The organism is Paractinoplanes globisporus DSM 43857 (genome assembly GCF_000379645.1).
Taxonomy (GTDB): Bacteria; Actinomycetota; Actinomycetes; order Mycobacteriales; family Micromonosporaceae; genus Actinoplanes; species Actinoplanes globisporus.
Map to the genome: position 1 here is coordinate 64,421 of NZ_KB903299.1, position 20,430 is coordinate 84,850.

Sequence of the window (20,430 nt, forward strand, 5' to 3'; positions counted from 1 at the left end):
CACGACGCCGACGGTGCGGCCGGCATCAACGGCGCGATGAACCGGTGGTACGGCGGCATGGTGCACGAGCTGGGCCACGGATTCGGGCTCCCGGACTCCACCTCGACCGACGGCACACCGATGTCCGCGTCGTTCTACAGCTACCCCAACACCCACTTCAGCCAGGCTCAGAAGAACGCCATCATGGCCGGCCCGTACGGGAGCTTCCTGTCCTGACACCCACCGGCCGGTCACGGTGCCCGGACCGTGGCCGGCTCGGAATGGACTGGACGAGGTGATACGCGGCCTTGTAGCTTGCAGCTGACGTGACACCGCCCGAGGAGGTGAGACCCATGAACGCTGTATCGATGTGGGTGCTCCCCCTCCCGTCACGGCCGGGCGATTGACGTAGGTGTCGCCGGGAGCGCCCCGCCCTCCCGAAAGGCATTACCTATGTCCCTCAAGTTTGATGTGATCATTGCCGGGTGCGGTCCGGCCGGCGCGATGCTGGCCGCCGAACTGCGGCTGCACGATGTGCGGGTCCTCGTCCTCGAGAAAGAAACCGACCCCACATCGGTCGTACGCATAGTTGGTCTGCATATTCGCAGCCTCGAACTGATGGCCATGCGCGGGCTGCTGGACCGCGTTCTCGAACGCGGAAGGCGGCGTCCGGCCGGCGCGTACTTCGCCGCCATCGACAAGCCCGCGCCCACCGGCCTGGATTCCGCGTACGCCTATCTGCTGGGCATTCCGCAGCCGGTCATCGTCCACCTGCTCGAAGAACGCGCGATCGAGCTGGGTGCGGAGGTCCGGCGCGGTTGCGCGGTGGTCGATCTCTTCCAGGATGACGATGGTGTGACCGTCAAACTGTCCGACGGCGAACAGCTGCGTGCGCGCTATCTCGTCGGCTGTGACGGCGCGCGCAGCACCGTGCGCAAGCTGCTCGGCGTCGGCTTCCCGGGCGAGCCCTCGCGGACCGAGACGCTGATGGGCGAGCTGGAGGCGGGCGTGCCGCGCGAGGAGATCGCCGCCAAGGTGACCGAGATCCGCGAGACCGACAAGCGATTCATGTTCGGGCCGGCCGGCCCCGGGGTCTATCGCGTCATCGTCCCCGCCGCCGGAGTCGGCGATCGCGCGGAACCTCCCACCCTCGACGATTTCCGGCACCAGCTGCGCGCCCTCGCCGGAACCGACTTCGGCGTACATTCCCCGCGCTGGCTGTCCCGCTTCGGCGACGCCACCCGGCTGGCCGACCGCTATCGCGTTGGTCGGGTGCTGCTGGCCGGCGACGCGGCCCACATCCACCCACCCATCGGCGGTCAGGGCCTCAACCTGGGCGTCCAGGACGCCTTCAACCTCGGCTGGAAACTGGCCGCACAGATCCGCGGCTGGGCGCCGGACACACTGCTGGACACGTACCAGGCCGAACGTCACCCGGTCGCCGCGGAGGTGCTCGACCTCACCCGCGCCCAGACGGAGCTGCTGTCCCCCGGCCCCGGCCCGCGGGCCGTACGCCGGCTGCTCACCGACCTGATGAACTTCGACGACGTGAACCGCTACCTGCTCGAGAAGATCACCGCCATCGGCATCCGCTACGACCTCGGCGAGGGCCCCGACCTGCTGGGCCGCCGCCTGCCCGACACAGACGTGAAGCAAGGCCGCCTGTACGACCTCCTGCATCGCGGCCGCGGCCTGCTGCTCGACCGCACCGACCTCCTGACCCCCGGCGCCTGGTCGGACCGCGTCGACCACCTCGCCGATCCCACCGCGGCACTGGACGTCCCGTGCGTCCTGCTGCGCCCCGACGGCCACGTCGCCTGGATCGGCACCGACCAGCAGGATCTGGACGCCCACCTCGCCCGCTGGTTCGGGAGGCCCGCAGGCTGATCGGCCAACCGCGCGAGGGCGTCGCGAGTACGCTCGGCGACCATGGCGCTCCGGATCGACCTGACCTTCGACACGCGCGACGCCGAGTCCCTAGCGGCGTTCTGGAAGCTGGCGCTCGGCTACGAGGACGAGCCCCCGCCCGCCCCGTTCAAGACGCGCGACGAGTGGGTGGCGTCGTTCGGCGAGGACCCGGACGACGAGGGCGGCGCCGCCTGGCTGCACGACCCGGACGGCGCCGGCCCGCGGCTCGTCCTGCTGGACGTGCCCGAGCCCAAGGTGGCGAAGAACCGCCTGCACATCGACGTCCGCGTCGGCAAGGGCCCGGACGCCTGGCCCCGCATCCTGGCCAAGGTCGACGAGCTGGTGGCGGCCGGCGGCCGCGTCCTGGCCACCTTCGACAACCACCACATCGTGATGGCCGACCCCGAAGGCAACGAATTCTGCGTCGCGGCCTAGCGCCGCGGCGCAGATCTACCAGGCCGGCGGTTCGAGATGGCGTCGAACCTCGGCAGCGAATCTGGGCACGCCGGTACGTTCGAGAAGAACCAGGATGTCCGGCACCGTGTTCGGCACTCGGCGGTAGGAAGCCGCCTGGTGGCGGAGCACGTCCACGGTCACACCCGGGTAGAGATCGAGTTGATCGAGCAGGAATTCGTCCGGGTGGATCGGCGCGATGTCGTATGGCTTGAGGGCCGGCTCGGGGAAGTCGTGGAGATTGAAGGTGACGACAACCTCGGCGTTGGCCCGCACCGCCGCGGCGAGGACATGCCGGTCCTTGGGATGGTTGGTCATTCCGTCGATCAGCGACTCATAGCCGGTGACCAGCGCGTCGGGGAAGGACCGGGTCATCTGGGCGAGGCGGCGGTCGACGCGCTCGGGCGGAATCCCCCGGTCGATGAGGTTGCGTCGCAGCTCGGTGAAGACGTCGGCCGACCACAACGGCCGGTACGCCGAGGCCTCGGCCAGCCGCAGCAACGTGTCACACAGGTGGGCCGGGTACAGCACACAGGTATCGAGGAACGCGGGAAAGGTCATCACCGCTGCCCGTCACCTGGTGGGCCGGGGGTCGGCCGTAGCGTCGTACAAGCCGTCGTCCTCCGCGTCGGTGGCCATCTGGTCGAGGGCGCTGCGGCGTTCGGCACGCGTGCGTTCGGAATAGTCGAGGATGTCGCGCAGCAGGACGCGGCGGTGCCGCCCCCGCAAGGTGTGCGGGATCTCGCCGTCGGAGAGCAGCCGGACCAGCGTGGGCCGGGAGATGTTGAGCAGGTCGGCCGCTTCCTGGGTGGTCAGCATCGTGTTGTGCGGAGCGATGGAGATGGCCATGCCCTGCGAGAGAGCGTTGACGACGTCGCGGAGCACGCCGTAGAGCTCTTCCGGGATGTCGATCTGCGATCCGTCGGGGCCGACCAGCTTCGCGCGCGCCGGCGCCTCGACCCCGACCAGGCCGCGCGCGAAGCGAACGAGGTCGGCAGGGTCCTCCGGGGGGAGAAGGGTCCGTTCACGCAACGTACTGGACATGACCCCAGCATACCCGTATTCGAAAAATTCGAAAGCGGCTACTGGGTCAGATCCAGTCGGTGTGGCGGGGCCAGGCGAGCAGGGTGTCGACGACCTCGGGGGTCGCGCCGGGCGGGACGGGGGCGGTGGAGCGGTAGCGGCCCTTGAAGAACAAGAGGGGGCCGTCGCCGCGGCATTCGCCGAGGGTCAGCACTCGGCCGACCACGATCGCGTGGTCGCCGCCGGGGTGTACGGCCTCGACCTGACACTCGGCCCAGGTCAGGGCGCCGTCGAGGATGGGGGCGCCGGCGGGGGACGGGGTCCAGGACACGTCCGCGAAGCGGTTGGGGGCTCGGGTGCCGAAGGCTCGGGAGAGGTCGTGATGGCCCTCTGCCAGGACATTGACGCAGAAGATGGCCGTGCGCTGGATGCGGCGCCAGGTCTCGGAGCCCGTTTGGGGGCAGAAGAGCACCAGCGGCGGGTCCAGCGAGAGCGGGGCGAAGGCCTGGCAGGCGAAGCCGGCCGGGCCTTCCTCGTCCGTGGTGGTGACGATGGTGACGCCGGTGCAGAAGTGGCCGAACACCCGGCGGAACTCGCGGGAGTCGACGGTAGCCGGGACGACGGTCACCCCGGGCCTCAGTGTCCGCCGCCGGCCGCGAAGCGGTGGCCCCACACGCTGTGGGCGGTGGTGTGCCGGGCGACCCAGGTGTGGTCGTCGACGGTCAGGCCGCCGGTGCCGTACTCGATGTCGAAGCCGCTGGGGGTGCGCACGTAGAAGGAGATCATGTGGTCGTTGGCGTGGCGGCCGAGGGTGGAGATCATCGGGGCCTTGTGCCTGGCGCAGCGGTCGATGGCGCGGCCCACGTCGTCGATCGTCTCGGTCTCGGTCATCAGGTGGACGAGGCCACTGGGGGCGGGTATCGGGGCCAGGGCGACGCTGTGGTGGCGCGGGCCGCAGCCGAGGAAACGCATCCACAGTGGATGCTCGCTGGGCGGCAGGCCGATCGTCTCGGGGATCAGGCGCATCGAGTCGCGCAGCCGGAAGCCGAGCACGTCGACCCAGAAGCGCAGGGCGGCCGCGTCGTCGAAGGCCGGCAGCACCACGTGCCCCATGCCCTGCTCGCCCGTGACAAACCTGGTCCCGTACGCGCTGAGGGCCGGCCTTGTGTCGAGAGAGGCGCCGCAGAAGAACTCGAGCCGGTTGCCCGAGGGGTCGTCGACGCTGATCATCTGGGCCACACGGCGGTCAGCGAGCTCGTCGGGTGCGGCGGGCTTGGCCGCCACTCCGGCCTCCTCCAGCGCCGAGAGAAGACGAGCAAAAGCCGTCGGGTCGGCCAGTTCCCAGCCGCTGGCGGCGAGCCGGTCGCGGTCGCCGGGCACCACGACGATGCGTGCCGGCAGGTCGTCCATGCGCAGGTAGGCGGCCGACGGGTCGGGGCCGCGGCCCTCGGTCATGCCGAGCACCTTGACGCCGAACTCCCGCCAGGCGGGGACATCGGTGGCCTCGACCCGCAGGTAGCCGAGGGATCGGATGAGACTCACGGCGTTGCCCCTTCCAGGAAGTCGAACGCGAGGCGGTTGAACTCGTCGAACTTCTCGAGGTGCGCCCAGTGCCCGCAGCCGCCGAAGACGTGCAGGCGGCAGCGGCGGATGAGCTTGAGCGCGACCAGCGCGCCGTCCAGCGGGTTGACCCGGTCCTCGCGGCCCCACACCAGCAGCACCTCGTTGCGCAAGCGGTGGGCATCTCGCCAGAGCATTCCTTCCTCGTACGTCGAAGGGTCGGTGAAGGAAGCGCCCATGTCGCGCAGGGCGAGCATCGCGGCCGGGGTCGAGGCGGCGGCGAAGCGCTCGTCGATCAGCTCGTCGGTGATCAGCGAGCGGTCGAAGACGAGCGTGCGCAGGAAGGCGGCCATCTTCTCCCGGCTCGGCCCGGGCGGGGCGCCGAACGCGCCGAGCCGCTTGACCCCCTCGGTCGGGTCGGCGGCGAACACGTTGAGGCTCAGCCCGCCGGGGCCCATGAGCAGCAGCTTGCCGGCCCGCGACGGGTGGCGCAGGGCGAAGCGGACCGCCGTGCCGCCGCCGAGCGAGTTCCCGATCAGGTCGACGGAAGGGATGCCGAGCTCGTCGAGCAGGGCGGCCAGCGCGTCGGCGGCGTGCGTGAAGTACTGCCCCTCGATCGGGTCGCTGGTGGAGCCGCCGTACCCGGGCTGGTCGACGGCGATGGTGTCGAATCGCTTGGCGAAGACCGGGATCGTGCGCCCGAAGTTGCTCAGGGCCGACGCGCCCGGCCCACCGCCATGCAGCAAAACCACCGGGGTCGCACCGACCGGCCCGGCACGGTGGAAGTTCAGAGTCATGGAGGGCCTCAGATCATCGCGTCGGCGACGGACAGGCCGAACTCGCCCCGCCCGTACATGGACAGGGCCCGCTCGGGGTCGTTGATGGCGTGCACCCGGCCGGCGTGCGCATCCCGCCAGTAGCGCTGGATCGGGTGGGTCGTGTAGATCGACCGGCCGCCCGAGTTCTCGAAGAGGCGGTCGACGGCCTGGATCGCCAGCTCGGTGCCGCGGACCTGGTCGCGCCGCACCCGCAGGCGCAGCCGCATCGGCAGTTTCTGGCCGGCTCCAACCAGCGTCATCAGCTCGTTCAGGTCGGCGGCGAGCGCGGTCCACGCGGCGTCCACGTCGGCCGCGGCCCGGGCCACGCGCACCTGCGAATACGGGTCTTCCGCCGCGCGCACCCCGGCGTAGGCGGCCCGCACGCGCTCGCGCATGTAGGAGACGTGCGCGTCGTACGCGCCGGTGGCCATGCCGATGATCGGCGTGGTGATCGAGTACGGGAAGATCGAGCCGTACGGGATCCGGTACAGCGGCGCGGGATTCAGCTCCTGGCCGGGACCGTAGCAGCGGGCCGTGTCGGCGAAGCTGAGCGACCGGTACGCCGGCACGAACGCGTCGGCGACCACGATGTCGTTGCTGCCGGTGCCGCGCAGCCCGATGGTGTGCCAGACGTCCTCGATCGTGTAGTCGGCCGCGGGCAGCAGGAACGTGCGGAAGTCGGCCGGAGCGCCGTCCTCGCCGGGCGGCACGATGCCGCCGAGCAGCACCCAGGTGGCGTGGTCGCAGCCGGAGGAGAAGCTCCACCGGCCGCTCACCCGGTACCCGCCCTCGACCGCCTGGATCTTGCCGGTCGGCGCGTACGACGAGGACATCAGCGTGCCCGGGTCCTCGCCCCAGACGTCCTGCTGGGCCTGGTCGGGGAAGAGCGCCATCTGCCAGTTGTGCACCCCGATCACCGAGGCGACCCAGCCGGTCGACCCGCAGGCCGAGGCGATGTCGCGCACGCAGCCGAGGAACGTCATCGGGTCGGCCTCGAACCCGCCGAACCGGGCCGGCTGCAGCAGCCGGAAGAAACCGGTCGCGGCGAGCGACTTGACGGTCTCGTCGGAGAGCCGCCGGCGGTCCTCGGTCTCCTGCGCCCTGTCCCGCAGAACAGGTAACAGTTCCTGCACGCCCGGCGCTACCGCTGCGACCTCCATGAGATCCCCTCCGGCTCGGTACACGATTGCTGGCTTGGCTGGCGAACTGAACGGTCCCTATACTAGAACACGTTCTACCTGAGGGGCTACCGCCGAACCTGGGAGCGACACATGAGCGACGGCGCGGAGGCACGCACGATCGACACCGGGGCTCTGCCGACCAGGTTCGCCCGGGGCTGGCACTGCCTGGGGCTCGCCGATTCGTTCCGGGACGGCTCGCCGCACGCCGTCGAGGCGTTCGGCACCAAGCTCGTGGTCTTCGCCGACTCGGCGGGCGCGCTGCACGTGCTCGACGGCTACTGCCGGCACATGGGCGGCGACCTGACGATGGGCACGATCAAGGGCGACGAGGTGGCCTGCCCGTTCCACGACTGGCGCTGGCGCGGCGACGGCCGGTGCGCGACGGTGCCCTACGCACATCGCGTCCCGCCCCGCGCCCGCACCCGCTCGTGGCGGGTCATGGAGGAAAACAGGCAGTTGTTCGTATGGAATGACCCGCAGGGCGCTCCCCCGCCGGACGGCATCACGATCCCCCGGATCGACGGCGCGTTCTCCGACGAGTGGAGCGCCTGGACCTGGGACTCGATCCGCATCGACGGCGCGAACTGCCGCGAGGTCATCGACAACGTGGTCGACATGGCGCATTTCTTCTACATCCACTTCGCCTTCCCGACGTTCTTCAAGAACGTGCTGGAGGGCCACGTGGCGTCGCAGTTCCTCGAGACCCGGCCCCGGCCGGACGTGCCGATCACGGCCCGTCAGTCGGGCGACGCCACGCTGCGCTCGGAGGCCGCGTACTACGGCCCGTCGTACATGATCGATTATTTGTTCAACAACTACCGGGGCATCGAGGTCGAGTCCGTCCTGATCAACTGCCACTACCCGGTCTCGGCCAACTCGTTCGTGCTCCAGTGGGGCGTGATCGTGAAGCGGCTGCCCGGCCTGACCACGGAGCAGGCGGAGCGGGCGGCGCTGAAGTTCGCGAAGAGCATCGGGATCGGCTTCGAGCAGGACGTGGAGATCTGGAAGCACAAGAGCCGCATCGACAACCCGCTGCTGTGCGCCGAGGACGGCCCGGTCTACCAGTTACGCCGCTGGTACGAGCAGTTCTACGTGGACGCCGAGGACATCACCGACGACATGGTGGCCCGGTACGAGTTCGAGGTCGACACCACCCGGGCGGTCGAGACCTGGACGGCGGAGGTCGAGGCCAACCTGAAGAAGTCGGCATGACGCTCACCGAGCGGCAGGAGTACCTCGAGGGCGGCTTCACCGAGCTGTCCTGCGCCCGCTGCGACGCCCTGGTCCGGGTGCGGAAATCGAGCCTCCAGCAGACCAGCGTGCAATGGACCACCCAGGCCGCCGGCCGTTGCCCCCGGAAGCTCAACGCGCTGGTCCCGACCTGCCCCGACCTGCGCGACAGCATCGAGCGCGCGGTGAAGCTCGGCACGCTGGGGGTGGCCTGATGTTCCACCGGCTGCGCGTCGCCGAGGTCATCGCCGAGACGCCGGACGCGCACTCGCTGGTGCTGACCGTGCCGCCGGGGCTGACCGAGGAGTTCACGTACCGCCCGGGGCAGTACCTCACGGTCAAGGTGGGCGACGTCGCCCGGTGCTACTCGCTCTCCAGCTCGCCGCACACCGACACCGACCTGAAGATCACGGTGAAGCGGGTCCGCGACGGCCACGCGTCCAACTGGATCTGCGACCACGTGCGGCCCGGCGCCACGCTCGACCTCCTGCCGCCGGCCGGCGAGTTCACCCCCGCGTCGCTCGACGACGACCTGCTGCTGCTGGCCGGCGGCAGCGGCATCACGCCGGTCATGGGCATCATCAAGTCGGTGCTCGCGCACGGCCGCGGCCGCCTCGCCCTCGTCTACGCGAACCGGGACGAGCACTCGGTCATCTTCGCCGCCGAGCTCGCCGCGCTCCAGCGCGCACATCCCGGCCGCCTCACCGTGACGCATTGGCTGGACAGCGAGCGGGGCGCTCCGGACGAGGCCGGCTTGGCGACGATCCTTTCCCAAGACACGGACAAGGAGGCGTACGTCTGCGGACCCGAGCCCTTTGTCGTGATGAGCCGGAAGGCTTTGCGGAAGGCCGGAGTCCCGGAGGAAAGGGTGCGCGTGGAGCGCTTCGAAATTGATCAGGTAGAAACACGGAACGCGACGGCTGTGGTCGAGATAGATGGTCAGACCCATCGCCTGCCGTGGCCGGCCGGGCAGCGCCTGCTCGACGTGATCATCGCGGCCGGGCTGAACCCGCCGTTCTCCTGCCGGCAGGGCCACTGCGGCTCGTGCGCGCTGCGGCTGCTCAGCGGCGAGGTCGACCTGGTGCACAACGAGGTGCTCGAGCAGGAGGACTTCGACGAGGGCTACATCCTCGCCTGCCAGGCCGTCGCCCGCAGCGAGACGGTGTCGGTCACGTATTACTGACCGGACGACAGCTCCACCGCGATGTCGATCAGCTGGTCCTCCTGGCCGCCGACGAGCCGCCGCTCCCCCGCCCGCACGAGAATCTCGGCGCCGGAAACGTCATACCGTTTGGCCAGCGTGAAGGCATGGCCGAGGAAGCTGGAGTAGACCCCGGCGTACCCCATGATCAGCGCCATCCGGTCGAGCTTGCACTCATCGGGCATGGCCGGCCGCACCACGTCCTCGGCGGCGTCCACGATGGCGAAGAAGTCGATGCCGGTGCTGATGCCGAGCTTGTCGCAGACGCCGACGAAGGCCTCCACCGGTGTGTTGCCCGCGCCGGCCCCGAAGCGCCGGGTGCTTCCGTCGATCTGCTTGGCGCCGGCCCGCACCGCCAGCACCGAGTTGGCCACGCCCAGGCCCAGGTTCTCGTGCCCGTGGAAGCCCACCTGCGCGTCGGCGCCGAGCTCGGCCACCAGCGCGGCCACCCGGTCGCCGACCTGGTCGAGCACGAGTGCCCCGGCCGAGTCGACCACGTAGACGCATTGGCAGCCGGCGTCGGCCATGATGCGGGCCTGGGCGGCGAGCGCCTCGGGCGGCTGCGAGTGGGCCATCATCAGGAAGCCGACGGTCTCCAGCCCGAGCTTGCGGGCCAGCCCGAAATGCTGCTCGGTGATGTCGGCCTCGGTGCAGTGGCTGGCTATCCGGCAGACCGTCGCACCATTGCCGGCCGCCGCCCGGATGTCATCGAACAGGCCGATCCCCGGCAGCATCAGGAATGCGATCTTGGCATTGGTCGCCGTGCGCACGGCGGCCGTGATGAGTTCCTGCTCGGGTGTGCGGCTGAGGCCGTAGGTGAACGACGACCCGCCCAGGCCGTCGCCGTGGGTCACCTCGATGACCGGCACGCCGGCCGCGTCGAGGGCCGCGACGACCGAGGCCACCTCGTCGACGGTGAACTGGTGGCGCTTGGCGTGCGAGCCGTCGCGCAGCGAGGAGTCGGTGATCCGGATGTCAGCGGGCAACGGACTCACCCACCCGGGTCGCGGCCGCGGTCATGATGTCCAGATTTCCCGCGTACGGGGGTAGGAAGTCCCCGGCCCCGCTGATCTCCAGGAAGATCGCGACCCGGCCCTCGTCGAACTGCGGTTCGTTGAGCAGCCGATAGCCCGGGACGTACCGGGCCACCTCGCCGACCATCTGATGAATGGATTCGGCGATGGTATGAGGGTCAGCGTCCGGGCCGATCGCGCAGAACACCGTGTCGCGCATGATCAGCGGCGGGTCGGCCGGGTTGAGCACCACGATCGCCTTGCCCCGCCCGGCCCCGCCGACCAGCTCGAGCGCCCGCCCGGTGGTGCGGGTGAACTCGTCGATGTTGGCCCGGGTGCCCGGCCCGGCCGAGCGCGAGGAGACGGTCGCGACGATCTCGGCGTAGCTGACCGGCGTGCGGCGGGAGACCGCGTACACCATGGGGATCGTCGCCTGCCCGCCACAGGTGATCAGGTTGAGGTTGGCCGCCCCGAGGTGCTCGTGCAGGTTGACCTCGGGCACCACGAGCGGCCCGACGGCGGCCGGGGTGAGGTCGATGGCCCGGATGCCGGCCTCGGCGTAAAGCGGTGCGGCGGCCGAATGCACGGCCGCCGAGGTGGCCTCGAAGACGAGATCGGGCAGCGGGTGCTGGGCCAGCAGCCAGTCGGCCCCCTTGGACGAGACGGCCAGTCCGAGGGCGGCCGCGCGGCGCAACCCGGGACTGTGCGGGTCGATGCCGACCATCCATTGTGGCTCGATCAGCTCCGAGCGCATCAGCTTGTACAGCAGGTCCGTCCCGATGTTCCCGGACCCGACGATGGCCGCGGTTGTCGTCATGCCGAAGCCACCGCAAAGGACAGCCGGACCTCGCCGAGGCCCGTGAAGACGGCCCGGAACTCGTCGCCCGGGCGCGCGTCGACCGCCCGGCAGCAGGCGCCGGGCATGATGAGGTGGCCCGCGCGTAGCCGCACCCCGAAACCGGCGACCGTGCGGGCCAGCCAGGCCACCGCGGTGACCGGGTTGCCGAGGACGGCATCCGAGCGACCCCGAGCCGCGAGCGCGTCGTTCTTGTAGAGGACCGCGTCGATGCCAGCCGGATCCAGCTCGTCCGGTGGTACCCGCCCCACGCCGACGACGAAGCCGGCCGACGAGGCGTTGTCGGCGATCGTGTCGGCGATGCTGATCTTCCAGTCCTCGATGCGACTGTCGATCAGCTCGATCGAAGGCGCGAGCGCCTCGGTGCCGGCCAGCACGTCCTCTTCCGTGCACTCGGCCCCGGGCAGGTCGGCGCCGAGCAGGAAGGCCACCTCGATCTCGACCCGCGGGTAGCAGTAGCGCGCGGCGTCGACCGGTTCGCTCTCGTACAGCCGCATGTCGGCCATCAGATGGCCGTAGTCGGGCTCGTCGACGCCCATCATCTCCTGCATCGCCCGCGACGACAGACCGACCTTGTGGCCGACGACCACGCCGCCGCGGCGGCGCACATTCAAGAGCTGGATCGCGTACGCCTCGGCGGTCGTCAGATCGGGACGCTCCTGCACGAGCGGCGGGATCGGCGCCCGGTCGCGCTCGGCGCCGCGCAGCCGGTCGGCGAGGCCGCGGCAGTCATCCTCGGTGAGCATGCAGACCTCCCCGGTCCGAGCCGTGCTGGCCTTCATTGGCAGCGCTGCGGCCCGCCCGGCGCCCCGAGAAGACGCAATCGGCCAGGGACAGTCCGCTCACGTAGCTGCGGGAGCAGATCCCGACGGCGGTGCGGCCGGCCGCGTACAGCCCGGGCACGCCCAGCGCCTGGCCGGTCTCCTCGTCGACCCGCAGGCCGCCGAGGGTGAGCATCGGCGCCGGCACGGCGGTTCGCTTCCGGACCGAGACATCGATCAGGGAGTACGGCGGAACGCCCTCGTACCCGGTGAGCCCGTCGGGGTCGACGCCGGCCCGGCGGGCGACCGCCTCCAGCGTGGGCCCGGTGGCACGGCCGGCATGGAGCAACCACCACGCCTGCCACCGCTGGAACCACAGTGTCTGCTCGCGCACCTGGCGACGGCACTCCTTCAGCGTCGGCCCGTCGAGCAGCAGCCAGGCCCGCCCGCCCGGCGATCGCAGGACGGCCTCGCCGATCGCCGCGCCGTACCGGGTCTCGTCGCAGACATGCCGGCCGTCGCGGTCGACCAGCCGGCCGCCGAGCATGCCCGACGGCGGGGTGAGGAACCGCCAGATGCTGACCCGGTCGAGGTGCGCGGCCTCGCCGCCGGCCGCGAGGCCCAGCCGGATGCCCGAACCGTCGTCGCCGGGCGTGCCCAGCCGCAGGCCGCCGCGGTAGTCGGGGGCGTGCTCGCGCATCATCGCGCGGTTGAAGACGAACCCACCGGCGGCCAGCACCACGCCCCGGCCGGCCCCGATCCGCACCGGGCGGCCGTAGCGGCGCTCCAGCCAGGCGACCGGCCGGTGCAGCGCCCGGCCCAGGGACGGCAGGTAGACGCCCGGTTTGACCGACCAGCGGTGCAGGACCCGGTGGGCCCAGGACGCCGGCCCGGCGCGCAGCGTGCGGCACTCGACACCGATCACGCGGCCCGTCTCGGGCGAGGTGATCAGTCGCTCGACCCGGGTCCGCGGCCGGAAGCGGATGCCGCGCTCGCGGGCGGCCGCCGCGAGCCGGGCATGCAGGACCCGGCCGGAGGTGCCGCGGGCGTACACCCGGTGGCCGCGCGGGGCGGGCGGGGCGAGGTGGGCGAAGGCCTGCTCGCTGCCCGAGTAGTACAGGTAGTGCCGGTTGGTGGGGTAGGACGTCTTGTACGGGCAGAGCCGGGAATCGAAGGGCACCCCGAGGTCGGCCAGCCAGTCGACCATGTCGGCGCTCTGCTCGCAGAACCGGAGCAACGTGGCGGCCGAAACGGCGTCGCCGACCTCCTCGCGCAGGTAGTCGAGCATCGCCTGCGGCGTGTCGGTCACGCCGGCCTCGCGCTGCTGGGCGGTGCCGCCACCGGCGTAGACCACGCCACCCGAGATCGCGGTCGCCCCGCCGCCGCCGAAGCGGTCGAGCACCAGCACCCGGGCGCCCGCGTCGGCGGCCTCGATCGCGGCGCACGCCCCGGCCGCGCCGAAGCCGACCACGACGACGTCGGCGGTCTCGTCCCAGTGCTCGGTCACAGGGCCTCCGTAGGGGTGCGGCGCGACGGCGAAAATTATAACCTGTTCTAGTGTCGATGACCGAGGACGAGTTCGACGTTGTCGTGGCCGGCAGCGGCGGGGCGGGCATGGTCGCCGCCCTCGCCGCCGCGCACCACGGGCTGAGCGCGATCGTGCTGGAAAAGGCCGATGTGTACGGCGGGTCGACCGCCCGCTCCGGCGGTGGGCTGTGGCTGCCCGGCAACGAGGTGCTGCGCCGGGACGGCGTCGCCGACCGCCCCGCCGACGCGCGGACATATCTGCAACACGTTGCCGGAGTGGAGGGCGCCGACCGGCAGCGGGCGTTCCTCGATGCCGGGCCGGCCGTGCTGGAGTTCATCCGGGCGCACACCCCGCTCGAGTTCGCCTGGGTGCCCGGCTATCCCGACTACTACCCCGAGGCGCCCGGCGGCCGTCCGGGCGGGCGCAGCATCGAGCCGCGACCGCTGGACGCGCGGCGGCTCGGCCCCGACCTGGCCACGCTGGCCCCGCCGTACAAGGCGGCGCCCGACGGCGTCGCGGTCACCCAGGTCGACTACCGGTGGCTCTCGCTCGGCACGCGGCACCCCCGGGCGGTGCTCACCGCCGCGCGGCTCGCGGGCCGGGGGCTGACCGCTCGGCTCCTCCACCGGCGGATGCTCACCATGGGCCAGGCGCTCGCCGGCGGGTTGCGGGCCGGCCTGCGCGCCGCGGGCGTGCCGGTGCTGCTCGGGCGGCCGATGAAGGAGCTGACGGTCGAGGACGGCCGGGTCACCGGGGTGCGGGCGGGCGATCAGTTGTTCCGGGCCCGGCGCGGTGTGCTGCTGGCCAGCGGCGGCTTCGAGCACAACGAGGCGATGCGCCGGAAATACCAGGACATCGGCACGGAGTGGACGGTCGGCGCGTCCGGCAACACCGGCGACGGCATCGAGGCGGGCGCGGCGCTCGGGGCGGCGCTCGACCTCATGGACGAGGCGTGGTGGGGGCCGTCGATCCCGCTCACCGGCGGGCCGTACTTCTGCCTCGCCGAGCGCAACCAGCCCGGCTGCCTGATGGTCGACAGCTCCGGCCGGCGATTCGTCAACGAGGCCGCACCCTACGTGGACGCCGTGCACGCCATGCTCGACCCGGCCGTGTCCCTCCCGGCCTGGCTGGTGGCCGACCAGACCTACCGCGACCGCTATCTGTTCGCCGGGCGCGGCCCGCGCGCGCCCCTTCCCCGCCGCTGGCTCGCGGCCGGGGTCGCGCACAAGGCCGCCACGCTGGATGAGTTGGCCGCCGGGATCGACGTGCCGGCCGGCGCGCTGGGCGAGACCGTGCGGCGGTTCAACGAGTTCGCGGCGAGCGGCCGGGACGACGACTTCCACCGCGGCGACTCGGCCTACGACCGCTACTACGGCGATCCGCGGCAGCGGCCCAATCCATGCCTCGGCCCGGTCGCCCGGCCGCCGTTCTACGCGTTCCGGATGGTCCCCGGCGACCTGGGCACCAAGGGCGGCCTGCGCACCGACGAGCGGGCCCGGGTGCTGCGCCCCGACGGCACGGCGATCCCCGGGCTGTACGCGGCCGGCAACGTCAGCGCCGCGGTGATGGGCCGCAGCTACGCCGGCGCGGGCGCGACCCTCGGCCCGGCCCTGGCCTTCGCCTACCTGGCGGCGCTCGACCTCGCCGGAAAGGAGGACTGATGCCCATCGACCCCGACGTCGCCGTCGGCGCCGAACTGCCCGGCCGTGACCTCAGCTGGGACAGCACCGACGTATTGCTGTACCACCTGGCCGTCGGCGCCGGGGCGGACGAGTTGTCCTATGTGTACGAGGGCGAGCTGCGCGGCGTGCTGCCCACTTTCGCCACGGTCGCCACCACCCTGCGGGACACCGGGATGCCGTCGGTGAGCATGCCGGGCATCGACGTCGACCTGGCCCGCGTCGTGCACGGCCGCCAGGAGATCGAGCTGCACCGGCCGATCCCGGTGAAGGGCCGATGCGTGGCGCGCTCGCGGATCGCCGCCGTCCACGACAAGGGCAGCGCCGCGGTCGTCGTCACCGAGACCACGACCGAGCTGTTCACCAGCCGGATCAGCATCTTCGTGAAGGGCGAGGGCGGCTTCGGCGGCGATCGCGGGCCGTCCACCCGGGTGCCGGTGCCCGAGCGCGAGCCGGACGCCGAGGTGCTCTCCCCGGTCGATCCGCGGCAGGCGCTCTGGTACCGGCTGTGCGGCGATCGCAACCCGCTGCACGTCGACCCGGCGTTCGCGGCCCGGGCCGGCTTTCCCCGCCCGATCCTGCACGGGCTCTGCACGTACGGCATGGTGGCGAAGGCGGCGATCGACGCCGGACTCGACGGGGACCTCGACCGGGTCGCCGGTTATCGGGCCCGGTTCGCCGGTGTGGTCTTCCCGGGCGAGACGCTGCGCACCCGGATCTGGCGGGAGGACGACCGGCTCGTGCTGCTCGCCACGGTCGCCGACCGCGACGACGCCCCGGCGCTCTCCGACGCGGTGATCACGCTGCGCTGAGGATCAGGCCGCTCGTCGGCACGCCCGTGCCCGCCGTGACCAGCACCGGCCCGTCGCCCGGCACCTGGTTCGCCGCCGTGCCCCGCACCTGCCGCACCGCCTCGGCGATGCCGTTCATGCCGTGGATGTAGGCCTCGCCGAGCTGCCCGCCGTTCGGGTTGATCGGCAACCTCTCCTCGGCGATCAGATGCCGCGCCTCGCCCCGCCCGCAAAAACCCAATTCCTCCAACTGCATCAGCACGTACGGCGTGAAGTGGTCGTAGAGGACGGCGGTGCGCACGTCGGCCGGGCCGAACCCGGACTGCCGCCACAGCTGGCGCGCCACGGCGCCCATCTCCGGCAGTGCGGCCACCTCGTCGCGGTAGTAGCTGGTCATCACGAACTGGTCGGAACCGCTGCCCTGCGCGGCCGCACACACCACGGCCGGCGGCCGGCGCAGGTCGCGCGCCCGCTCCGCGGAGGTCACCACCAGGGCCACCGCGCCGTCGCTCTCCTGACAGCAGTCGAGCAACCGCAGCGGCTCGGCGATCCAGCGCGACGCCCGGTGGTCGTCGAGGGTGATCGGGCGGCCGTGGAACCAGGCGGCCGGGTTGGTCGCCGCGTACCGCCGGGCCGCCACCGTCACCCGGCCGAAGTCGTCGGTGGTGGCGCCGAAGTCGTGCAGGTACCGCTGGGCCACCATCGCCACCATCGCGGCCGGCGTCGCCAGGCCCATCGGGTAGTGCCAGCTCGCGTCGATCCCGGGCGCCATGGTCGCCTGCCCGAACCGGCGGCCCGATCGCTCGTTGAGCGCGCGGTAGCAGACCACGGTCTCGGCGATCCCGCCCGCCACGGCGAGCACCGCCTGCTGCACGACCGCGCACGCGGCGCCCCCGCCGTACCCGATCCGGCTGAGGAAGGTCAGCTCGCCGGCGCCGATCTCGCGGGCCACGGCGATCTCCGCGTTGTCGTCCATCGTGAACGTGACCAGGCCGTCGACGTCCCGTGGCTGCAGGCCGGCGTCGTCGAGCGCGGCGCGCACCGCCTCGACCGCGAGCCGCAGCTCGCTGCGCCCGGAGTCCTTGGAGAACTCGGTGGCGCCGATGCCCGCGATCGCCGCGGCCCGGGCGATCACGGCGCCAGCCTTACCGTGCCGGAGACGTGCTCGGCGGTCCGGGTCCGTCCGGTCACCGCCACCTCGCCGCCGCGGGCTGACCCGCTGAAGGTCAGCGTGTCATACGGATGGCAGGGCGCGCCGAGCCGGATCTCGACGCCACGCACGGTCGCCTCCGGGCCGGCCCAGTCGGTGACGTACCGCTGGACCAGGCCGGTCGTGGTGAGGATGTTGAGGAAGATGTCCTTGCCGCCGCGGCGCACGGCCGCGTCCCGGTCGTGGTGCACGTCCTGGAAGTCCCGGGTGGCGAGCGCCGTGCTGATCACCACGGTCGGGGTCACGGCGAGCTCCCACGGCGGGAGCACGACGAGCTCGGCCGGGCGCCACACCGGCAGGCCGTCGGCAAAATCGGCCCGCACCTCGGCGCCGATGCGCACCTCGCCGGGACGTACGCCGCGCAGCTCCCCCACCATCCGTACCCCCTCGTCCAGGTCGACCAGCGCGACCACCACCGGCGACCGGCGGCCGGGCAGCGGCGGATGGTGGTGCACGACGAAACTGTGGATACGCCCGGCGCCGGACGCGACCGCGTACTCGGGCTTGAGCGCACCGCAGCGCGGACAGGCCGGTCCCGGCGGGTGGCGCAGGTTGCCGCACTCCCCGCAGCGCTGGATGCGCAGCTCGCCGGCCTCGACGCCGGCCCAGAAGAACGCCGTGTCCGGGCCGATCACCGGCCGGATCGGCTCGCTCTTGGGCGTCGCCGGAGTGGCCGACGGCCGGTACTTGAGCACCCGGAACCGCATCTCGGCCACCGGCTCACCGTCGACCGACCAGGTGCTCTCGGTGGTGACGAACCAGCCCTCGCCGAGCGCGGTCCGCTTCGGCCCGGCGACGGCGGTGAGCCGGCTGCTGACCGCGACCGTCTCGCCCTCGCGCAGGTAGCGGTGGTACGTCTGCCCGCAGTCGGTCGCCACCACCGAGCCGTAGCCGGCGTCGTCGAGCACGGCCGACATGGCCCGCAGCGGGTCGAGCTCGTCCTCCTGGTCGGGGCGCAGGCCGCGCATCGTCCACACCTGCACCATCGCGGGCGGGGCCACGCCGTCCCGCTCGTAGACCGGGTTGCGGTCGCCGATCGCCGCCAGCCAGTCGCGGATCGCCGGGCGGTTCACCGGGTCCCGGGCCGGCCGGGCCGGGGAGGCGCCGGCCGCGGCGATCCGCTCGGCGGCCTCCTCGATCGTCTCGCTCATTCCCGCCCCTACCTCGGCACCCGGGGCAGGCCGAGGCCCGCCGACGCGATGATCTCCCGCTGGATCTCGTTGACCCCGCCGCCGAAGGTCAGCACGAGATTGCGCTTGGCCTGCACGTCCAGCCAGGTCAGCAGCTCGGCCGTCGCCGGTTCGCCGGGGTCGCCGTGCCGCCAGACGACCTCCTCGAGCTCCTGGGCGTGCCGCAGCAGCCGCTCCGAGGAGAAGACCTTGGTGGCGCTCGCGTCGGCCGCGTTCGGCTCGGCCCCGGCCACCTGCCAGTTGAGCAGCTCGTTGACCCGCAGGCAGGCGGTGGCCCGGTCGAGGACGCGCCGGACGTCGGGCGTGTCGGGGGCCCAGTCGCGTACGCGATCGATGAGGGCGCCCAGCCGGCCGGCCGGACCGAGCATGACCCGCTCGTGGTTGAGCTGGGTGGTCAGCAGCCGCCAGCCCCCGTTCTCGGCGCCCACCCGGCGGGTGACCGGCACCCGCACGTCGCTGAGGTAGACCGAGTTGACGTGGTGCGCGCCGTCGCACGTGATGATCGGCGTCCACGAGTAGCCGGGGTCTGACGTATCCACGATGAGAATGGACAAACCCTTGTGCCGGGGCGCGTCGGGGTCGGTGCGGCAGGCGAGCCAGAGGTAGTCGGCGTCGTGCGCGCCCGTGGTGAACATCTTCTGGCCGTTCACCACGTACTCGTCGCCCTCGCGGACCGCCCGGGTGCGCAGCGCGGCGAGGTCGGTGCCCGCCTCCGGCTCGGTGTAGCCGATCGCGAAATGCAGTTCCCCGGCCAGGATCGGCGGCAGGAAGAACTCCTGCTGCTCGGGCGAGCCGTGCGCGAGCAGGGTCGGCGCCACGGTCTGCAGGGTGACCGCGGGCAGCGGGACGTCGGCGCGGGCCGCCTCGTTCACGAAGATCTGCTGCTCGACCGGGCCGAGCCCGCCGCCACCGAACCGCTCCGGGAAGGCGAGGCCCAGCCATCCGTCGCGGCCGAGCCGCCGGACCAGATCTCGGTAGACCTCACCGTGCCGCTCGCGCAGGAGCGTCGCTCGCTCTTCCGGCGACAAGACGTTCCGGAGGTACGCCTGGAGGCGTACGCGCAAGGAATGTTGCTCCTCAGTCAGGTCGATGAACACCGCTGGCTCCCAGCCGGTCCAGGTGGCGGACCAGATCGCGGACGAGTTCGGTGTGCCGGTGCAGCGGGTAGGCGGCGTCCAGGCCGAGCCCGCCGTGCAGGTGGTGGCAGGTGCGCAGGGCGGGCAGCGCCTCGCTCCCCAGCCAGTACGCGGCGATCCGCAGGTCCTCCGGGTCGAGGCCCCAGCTCGCGGCCAGGGACACCAGGTGCATCGTGCGGGAGGCCACGTAGACGTCGGCGATCTGCTGGGCGACGGCCTGGAAGGTGGCCAGCGGCCGGCCGAACTGATGCCGGTCGCGCACGTGGTCGGCGGTCATCCGGAGAGCCCCGGCCAGGGCGCCGTCGCCGAGCGCACAGGCCCCGGCGACGGCGTACGGGCGAAGGTCGGCGTTGTGGTGGAGGGGATCGGCGGCGACATCCTCGAGACGCACCGTGAACTCGTCCGTCCCGGCCGACGTCGGGGTTCTCGTCAACGTCACGCCCGGCGCCGAGGGGTCGACGAGCGCGACGCCTCTTGTCGTCGGGACAAGGACGCGGTAGGCCCGGTCGGCGTCGGGCACCCCGGCAGCCACGCCGGTGACCCGCCAGTCGCCGGTAGCGGTCAGCGTGCCCAGGGCAGCGGTCAGGACCCGGCCCTCCAGCACCGCCGGCAGCAGGTCGCGCTGCTGCCCGGGGGTGCCCCACCGAGCCACCGGCAGCACGCCGAGCGACAGCGTGGACCACGCGGGGACGTGGGCGGCGCGCCGGCCGATCTCGGTGAGCAGCAGGCCGGTCTCGGTCGCGCCGAGCCCGGCGCCGCCCAGTTCCTCGGGCACCGCGAGGCCGAGCAGCCCCGCCTGACCGAGGGACTTCCACTGACGTTCCGGCGTGTCGGCGTTGTCGCTCAGCACCTCGGCCGCGAGACGGACGATCGCCTCCTGGGCGTCGTCGAGTGCGAAGTCCGGACCCATTCC

The 20,430-nt window shown here is 72.0% G+C and carries 21 protein-coding genes and 1 pseudogene; 7 read left to right on the forward strand and 15 right to left on the reverse strand.

Translation table 11 applies throughout. The features are described from left to right. Window positions 1–432 precede the first annotated feature (432 nt). Entirely contained in the window at window positions 433–1,866 is a 1,434-nt protein-coding gene (gene rox / locus A3CQ_RS0113490) for a rifampin monooxygenase (RefSeq protein WP_040432364.1), read from the forward strand. A gap of 42 nt (window positions 1,867–1,908) precedes the next feature. Continuing rightward, window positions 1,909–2,322 (forward strand): VOC family protein, encoded by a 414-nt coding sequence (locus A3CQ_RS0113495; RefSeq protein ID WP_020511469.1) that lies wholly within the window; start codon window positions 1,909–1,911, stop codon window positions 2,320–2,322. Between the two features lie 15 nt (window positions 2,323–2,337). On the opposite strand, the gene A3CQ_RS0113500 is transcribed toward A3CQ_RS0113495, so the two are convergent. From A3CQ_RS0113500 to hsaA, 6 genes are read right to left on the reverse strand one after another with little or no spacing between them, the layout of a single operon-like run. Continuing rightward, window positions 2,338–2,901, reverse strand: coding sequence for a PIN domain-containing protein (locus A3CQ_RS0113500; protein ID WP_020511470.1), 564 nt, complete (start codon window positions 2,899–2,901; stop codon window positions 2,338–2,340). A 12-nt stretch (window positions 2,902–2,913) separates the two neighbouring features. Continuing rightward, window positions 2,914–3,384: a helix-turn-helix domain-containing protein gene (locus A3CQ_RS0113505; RefSeq protein WP_026205665.1), complete on the reverse strand. Its 471-nt coding sequence runs from the start codon at window positions 3,382–3,384 to the stop codon at window positions 2,914–2,916. 46 nt (window positions 3,385–3,430) lie between these two features. Continuing rightward, window positions 3,431–3,991 (reverse strand): 3-hydroxy-9,10-secoandrosta-1,3,5(10)-triene-9,17-dione monooxygenase reductase subunit, encoded by a 561-nt coding sequence (gene hsaB, locus A3CQ_RS0113510; RefSeq protein WP_020511472.1) that lies wholly within the window; start codon window positions 3,989–3,991, stop codon window positions 3,431–3,433. A gap of 8 nt (window positions 3,992–3,999) precedes the next feature. Beyond that, window positions 4,000–4,905, reverse strand: coding sequence for an iron-dependent extradiol dioxygenase HsaC (hsaC, locus tag A3CQ_RS0113515; protein WP_020511473.1), 906 nt, complete (start codon window positions 4,903–4,905; stop codon window positions 4,000–4,002). Beyond that, window positions 4,902–5,720, reverse strand: coding sequence for a 4,5:9,10-diseco-3-hydroxy-5,9,17-trioxoandrosta-1(10),2-diene-4-oate hydrolase (gene hsaD / locus A3CQ_RS0113520; RefSeq protein ID WP_020511474.1), 819 nt, complete (start codon window positions 5,718–5,720; stop codon window positions 4,902–4,904). Before hsaD ends, hsaC begins: the two co-directional genes overlap by 4 nt. 8 nt (window positions 5,721–5,728) lie before the next feature. Continuing rightward, window positions 5,729–6,901 (reverse strand): 3-hydroxy-9,10-secoandrosta-1,3,5(10)-triene-9,17-dione monooxygenase oxygenase subunit, encoded by a 1,173-nt coding sequence (gene hsaA, locus A3CQ_RS0113525; protein WP_026205668.1) that lies wholly within the window; start codon window positions 6,899–6,901, stop codon window positions 5,729–5,731. A 111-nt stretch (window positions 6,902–7,012) separates the two neighbouring features. On the opposite strand from hsaA, the gene A3CQ_RS0113530 reads away from it, so the two are divergent. From A3CQ_RS0113530 to A3CQ_RS0113540, 3 genes are read left to right on the forward strand one after another with little or no spacing between them, the layout of a single operon-like run. Then, complete coding sequence (locus A3CQ_RS0113530) at window positions 7,013–8,134, forward strand: 3-ketosteroid-9-alpha-monooxygenase, oxygenase component (RefSeq protein WP_020511476.1); 1,122 nt, start codon at window positions 7,013–7,015, stop codon at window positions 8,132–8,134. Beyond that, window positions 8,131–8,367, forward strand: a complete 237-nt coding sequence (locus A3CQ_RS0113535; protein ID WP_020511477.1) for a hypothetical protein — start codon at window positions 8,131–8,133, stop codon at window positions 8,365–8,367. The genes A3CQ_RS0113530 and A3CQ_RS0113535 overlap by 4 nt, the downstream gene beginning before the upstream one ends. Further along, on the forward strand, window positions 8,367–9,335 hold the full coding sequence (locus A3CQ_RS0113540) for a ferredoxin--NADP reductase (protein ID WP_020511478.1): 969 nt from the start codon (window positions 8,367–8,369) through the stop codon (window positions 9,333–9,335). Before A3CQ_RS0113535 ends, A3CQ_RS0113540 begins: the two co-directional genes overlap by 1 nt. Here A3CQ_RS0113540 and dmpG read toward each other — a convergent pair. The 4 genes from dmpG to A3CQ_RS0113560 are packed head-to-tail and all read right to left on the reverse strand — an operon-like array spanning window position 9,329 to window position 13,490. Further along, window positions 9,329–10,339, reverse strand: coding sequence for a 4-hydroxy-2-oxovalerate aldolase (gene dmpG, locus A3CQ_RS0113545; RefSeq protein WP_020511479.1), 1,011 nt, complete (start codon window positions 10,337–10,339; stop codon window positions 9,329–9,331). The two genes, A3CQ_RS0113540 and dmpG, sit on opposite strands and share 7 nt — an antisense overlap. Next, window positions 10,329–11,183, reverse strand: a complete 855-nt coding sequence (locus A3CQ_RS0113550) for an acetaldehyde dehydrogenase (acetylating) (protein WP_020511480.1) — start codon at window positions 11,181–11,183, stop codon at window positions 10,329–10,331. The genes dmpG and A3CQ_RS0113550 overlap by 11 nt, the downstream gene beginning before the upstream one ends. Further along, a complete protein-coding gene (locus tag A3CQ_RS0113555) occupies window positions 11,180–11,968 on the reverse strand; it encodes a 2-keto-4-pentenoate hydratase (protein WP_020511481.1) in 789 nt (262 codons plus the stop codon). The genes A3CQ_RS0113550 and A3CQ_RS0113555 overlap by 4 nt, the downstream gene beginning before the upstream one ends. Next, window positions 11,952–13,490, reverse strand: a complete 1,539-nt coding sequence (locus tag A3CQ_RS0113560; RefSeq protein ID WP_020511482.1) for an FAD-binding protein — start codon at window positions 13,488–13,490, stop codon at window positions 11,952–11,954. Before A3CQ_RS0113560 ends, A3CQ_RS0113555 begins: the two co-directional genes overlap by 17 nt. 50 nt (window positions 13,491–13,540) lie before the next feature. On the opposite strand from A3CQ_RS0113560, the gene kstD reads away from it, so the two are divergent. Beyond that, window positions 13,541–15,172, forward strand: coding sequence for a 3-oxosteroid 1-dehydrogenase (gene kstD, locus A3CQ_RS0113565; RefSeq protein ID WP_020511483.1), 1,632 nt, complete (start codon window positions 13,541–13,543; stop codon window positions 15,170–15,172). Then, on the forward strand, window positions 15,172–16,002 hold the full coding sequence (gene chsH3 / locus A3CQ_RS0113570) for an enoyl-CoA hydratase ChsH3 (protein ID WP_020511484.1): 831 nt from the start codon (window positions 15,172–15,174) through the stop codon (window positions 16,000–16,002). Before kstD ends, chsH3 begins: the two co-directional genes overlap by 1 nt. Here the strand turns inward: chsH3 and A3CQ_RS0113575 are convergent. The 5 genes and pseudogenes from A3CQ_RS0113575 to A3CQ_RS0113590 all read right to left on the reverse strand — a co-directional run bounded on the left by A3CQ_RS0113575 (window position 15,989) and on the right by A3CQ_RS0113590 (window position 20,427). After that, complete coding sequence (locus tag A3CQ_RS0113575) at window positions 15,989–17,116, reverse strand: lipid-transfer protein (RefSeq protein ID WP_020511485.1); 1,128 nt, start codon at window positions 17,114–17,116, stop codon at window positions 15,989–15,991. The two genes, chsH3 and A3CQ_RS0113575, sit on opposite strands and share 14 nt — an antisense overlap. Beyond that, window positions 17,113–17,484, reverse strand: a complete 372-nt coding sequence (locus A3CQ_RS62730; RefSeq protein WP_281171475.1) for a hotdog family protein — start codon at window positions 17,482–17,484, stop codon at window positions 17,113–17,115. Before A3CQ_RS62730 ends, A3CQ_RS0113575 begins: the two co-directional genes overlap by 4 nt. Before the next feature lie 27 nt (window positions 17,485–17,511). Continuing rightward, window positions 17,512–18,342 (reverse strand): annotated as a pseudogene (locus tag A3CQ_RS0113580) (bifunctional MaoC family dehydratase N-terminal/OB-fold nucleic acid binding domain-containing protein); the annotation flags it as partial. 8 nt (window positions 18,343–18,350) lie between these two features. Further along, window positions 18,351–19,478, reverse strand: coding sequence for an acyl-CoA dehydrogenase family protein (locus tag A3CQ_RS0113585; protein ID WP_026205670.1), 1,128 nt, complete (start codon window positions 19,476–19,478; stop codon window positions 18,351–18,353). Beyond that, complete coding sequence (locus A3CQ_RS0113590) at window positions 19,459–20,427, reverse strand: acyl-CoA dehydrogenase family protein (protein WP_020511488.1); 969 nt, start codon at window positions 20,425–20,427, stop codon at window positions 19,459–19,461. The genes A3CQ_RS0113585 and A3CQ_RS0113590 overlap by 20 nt, the downstream gene beginning before the upstream one ends. Between the last annotated feature and the right edge of the window lie 3 nt (window positions 20,428–20,430).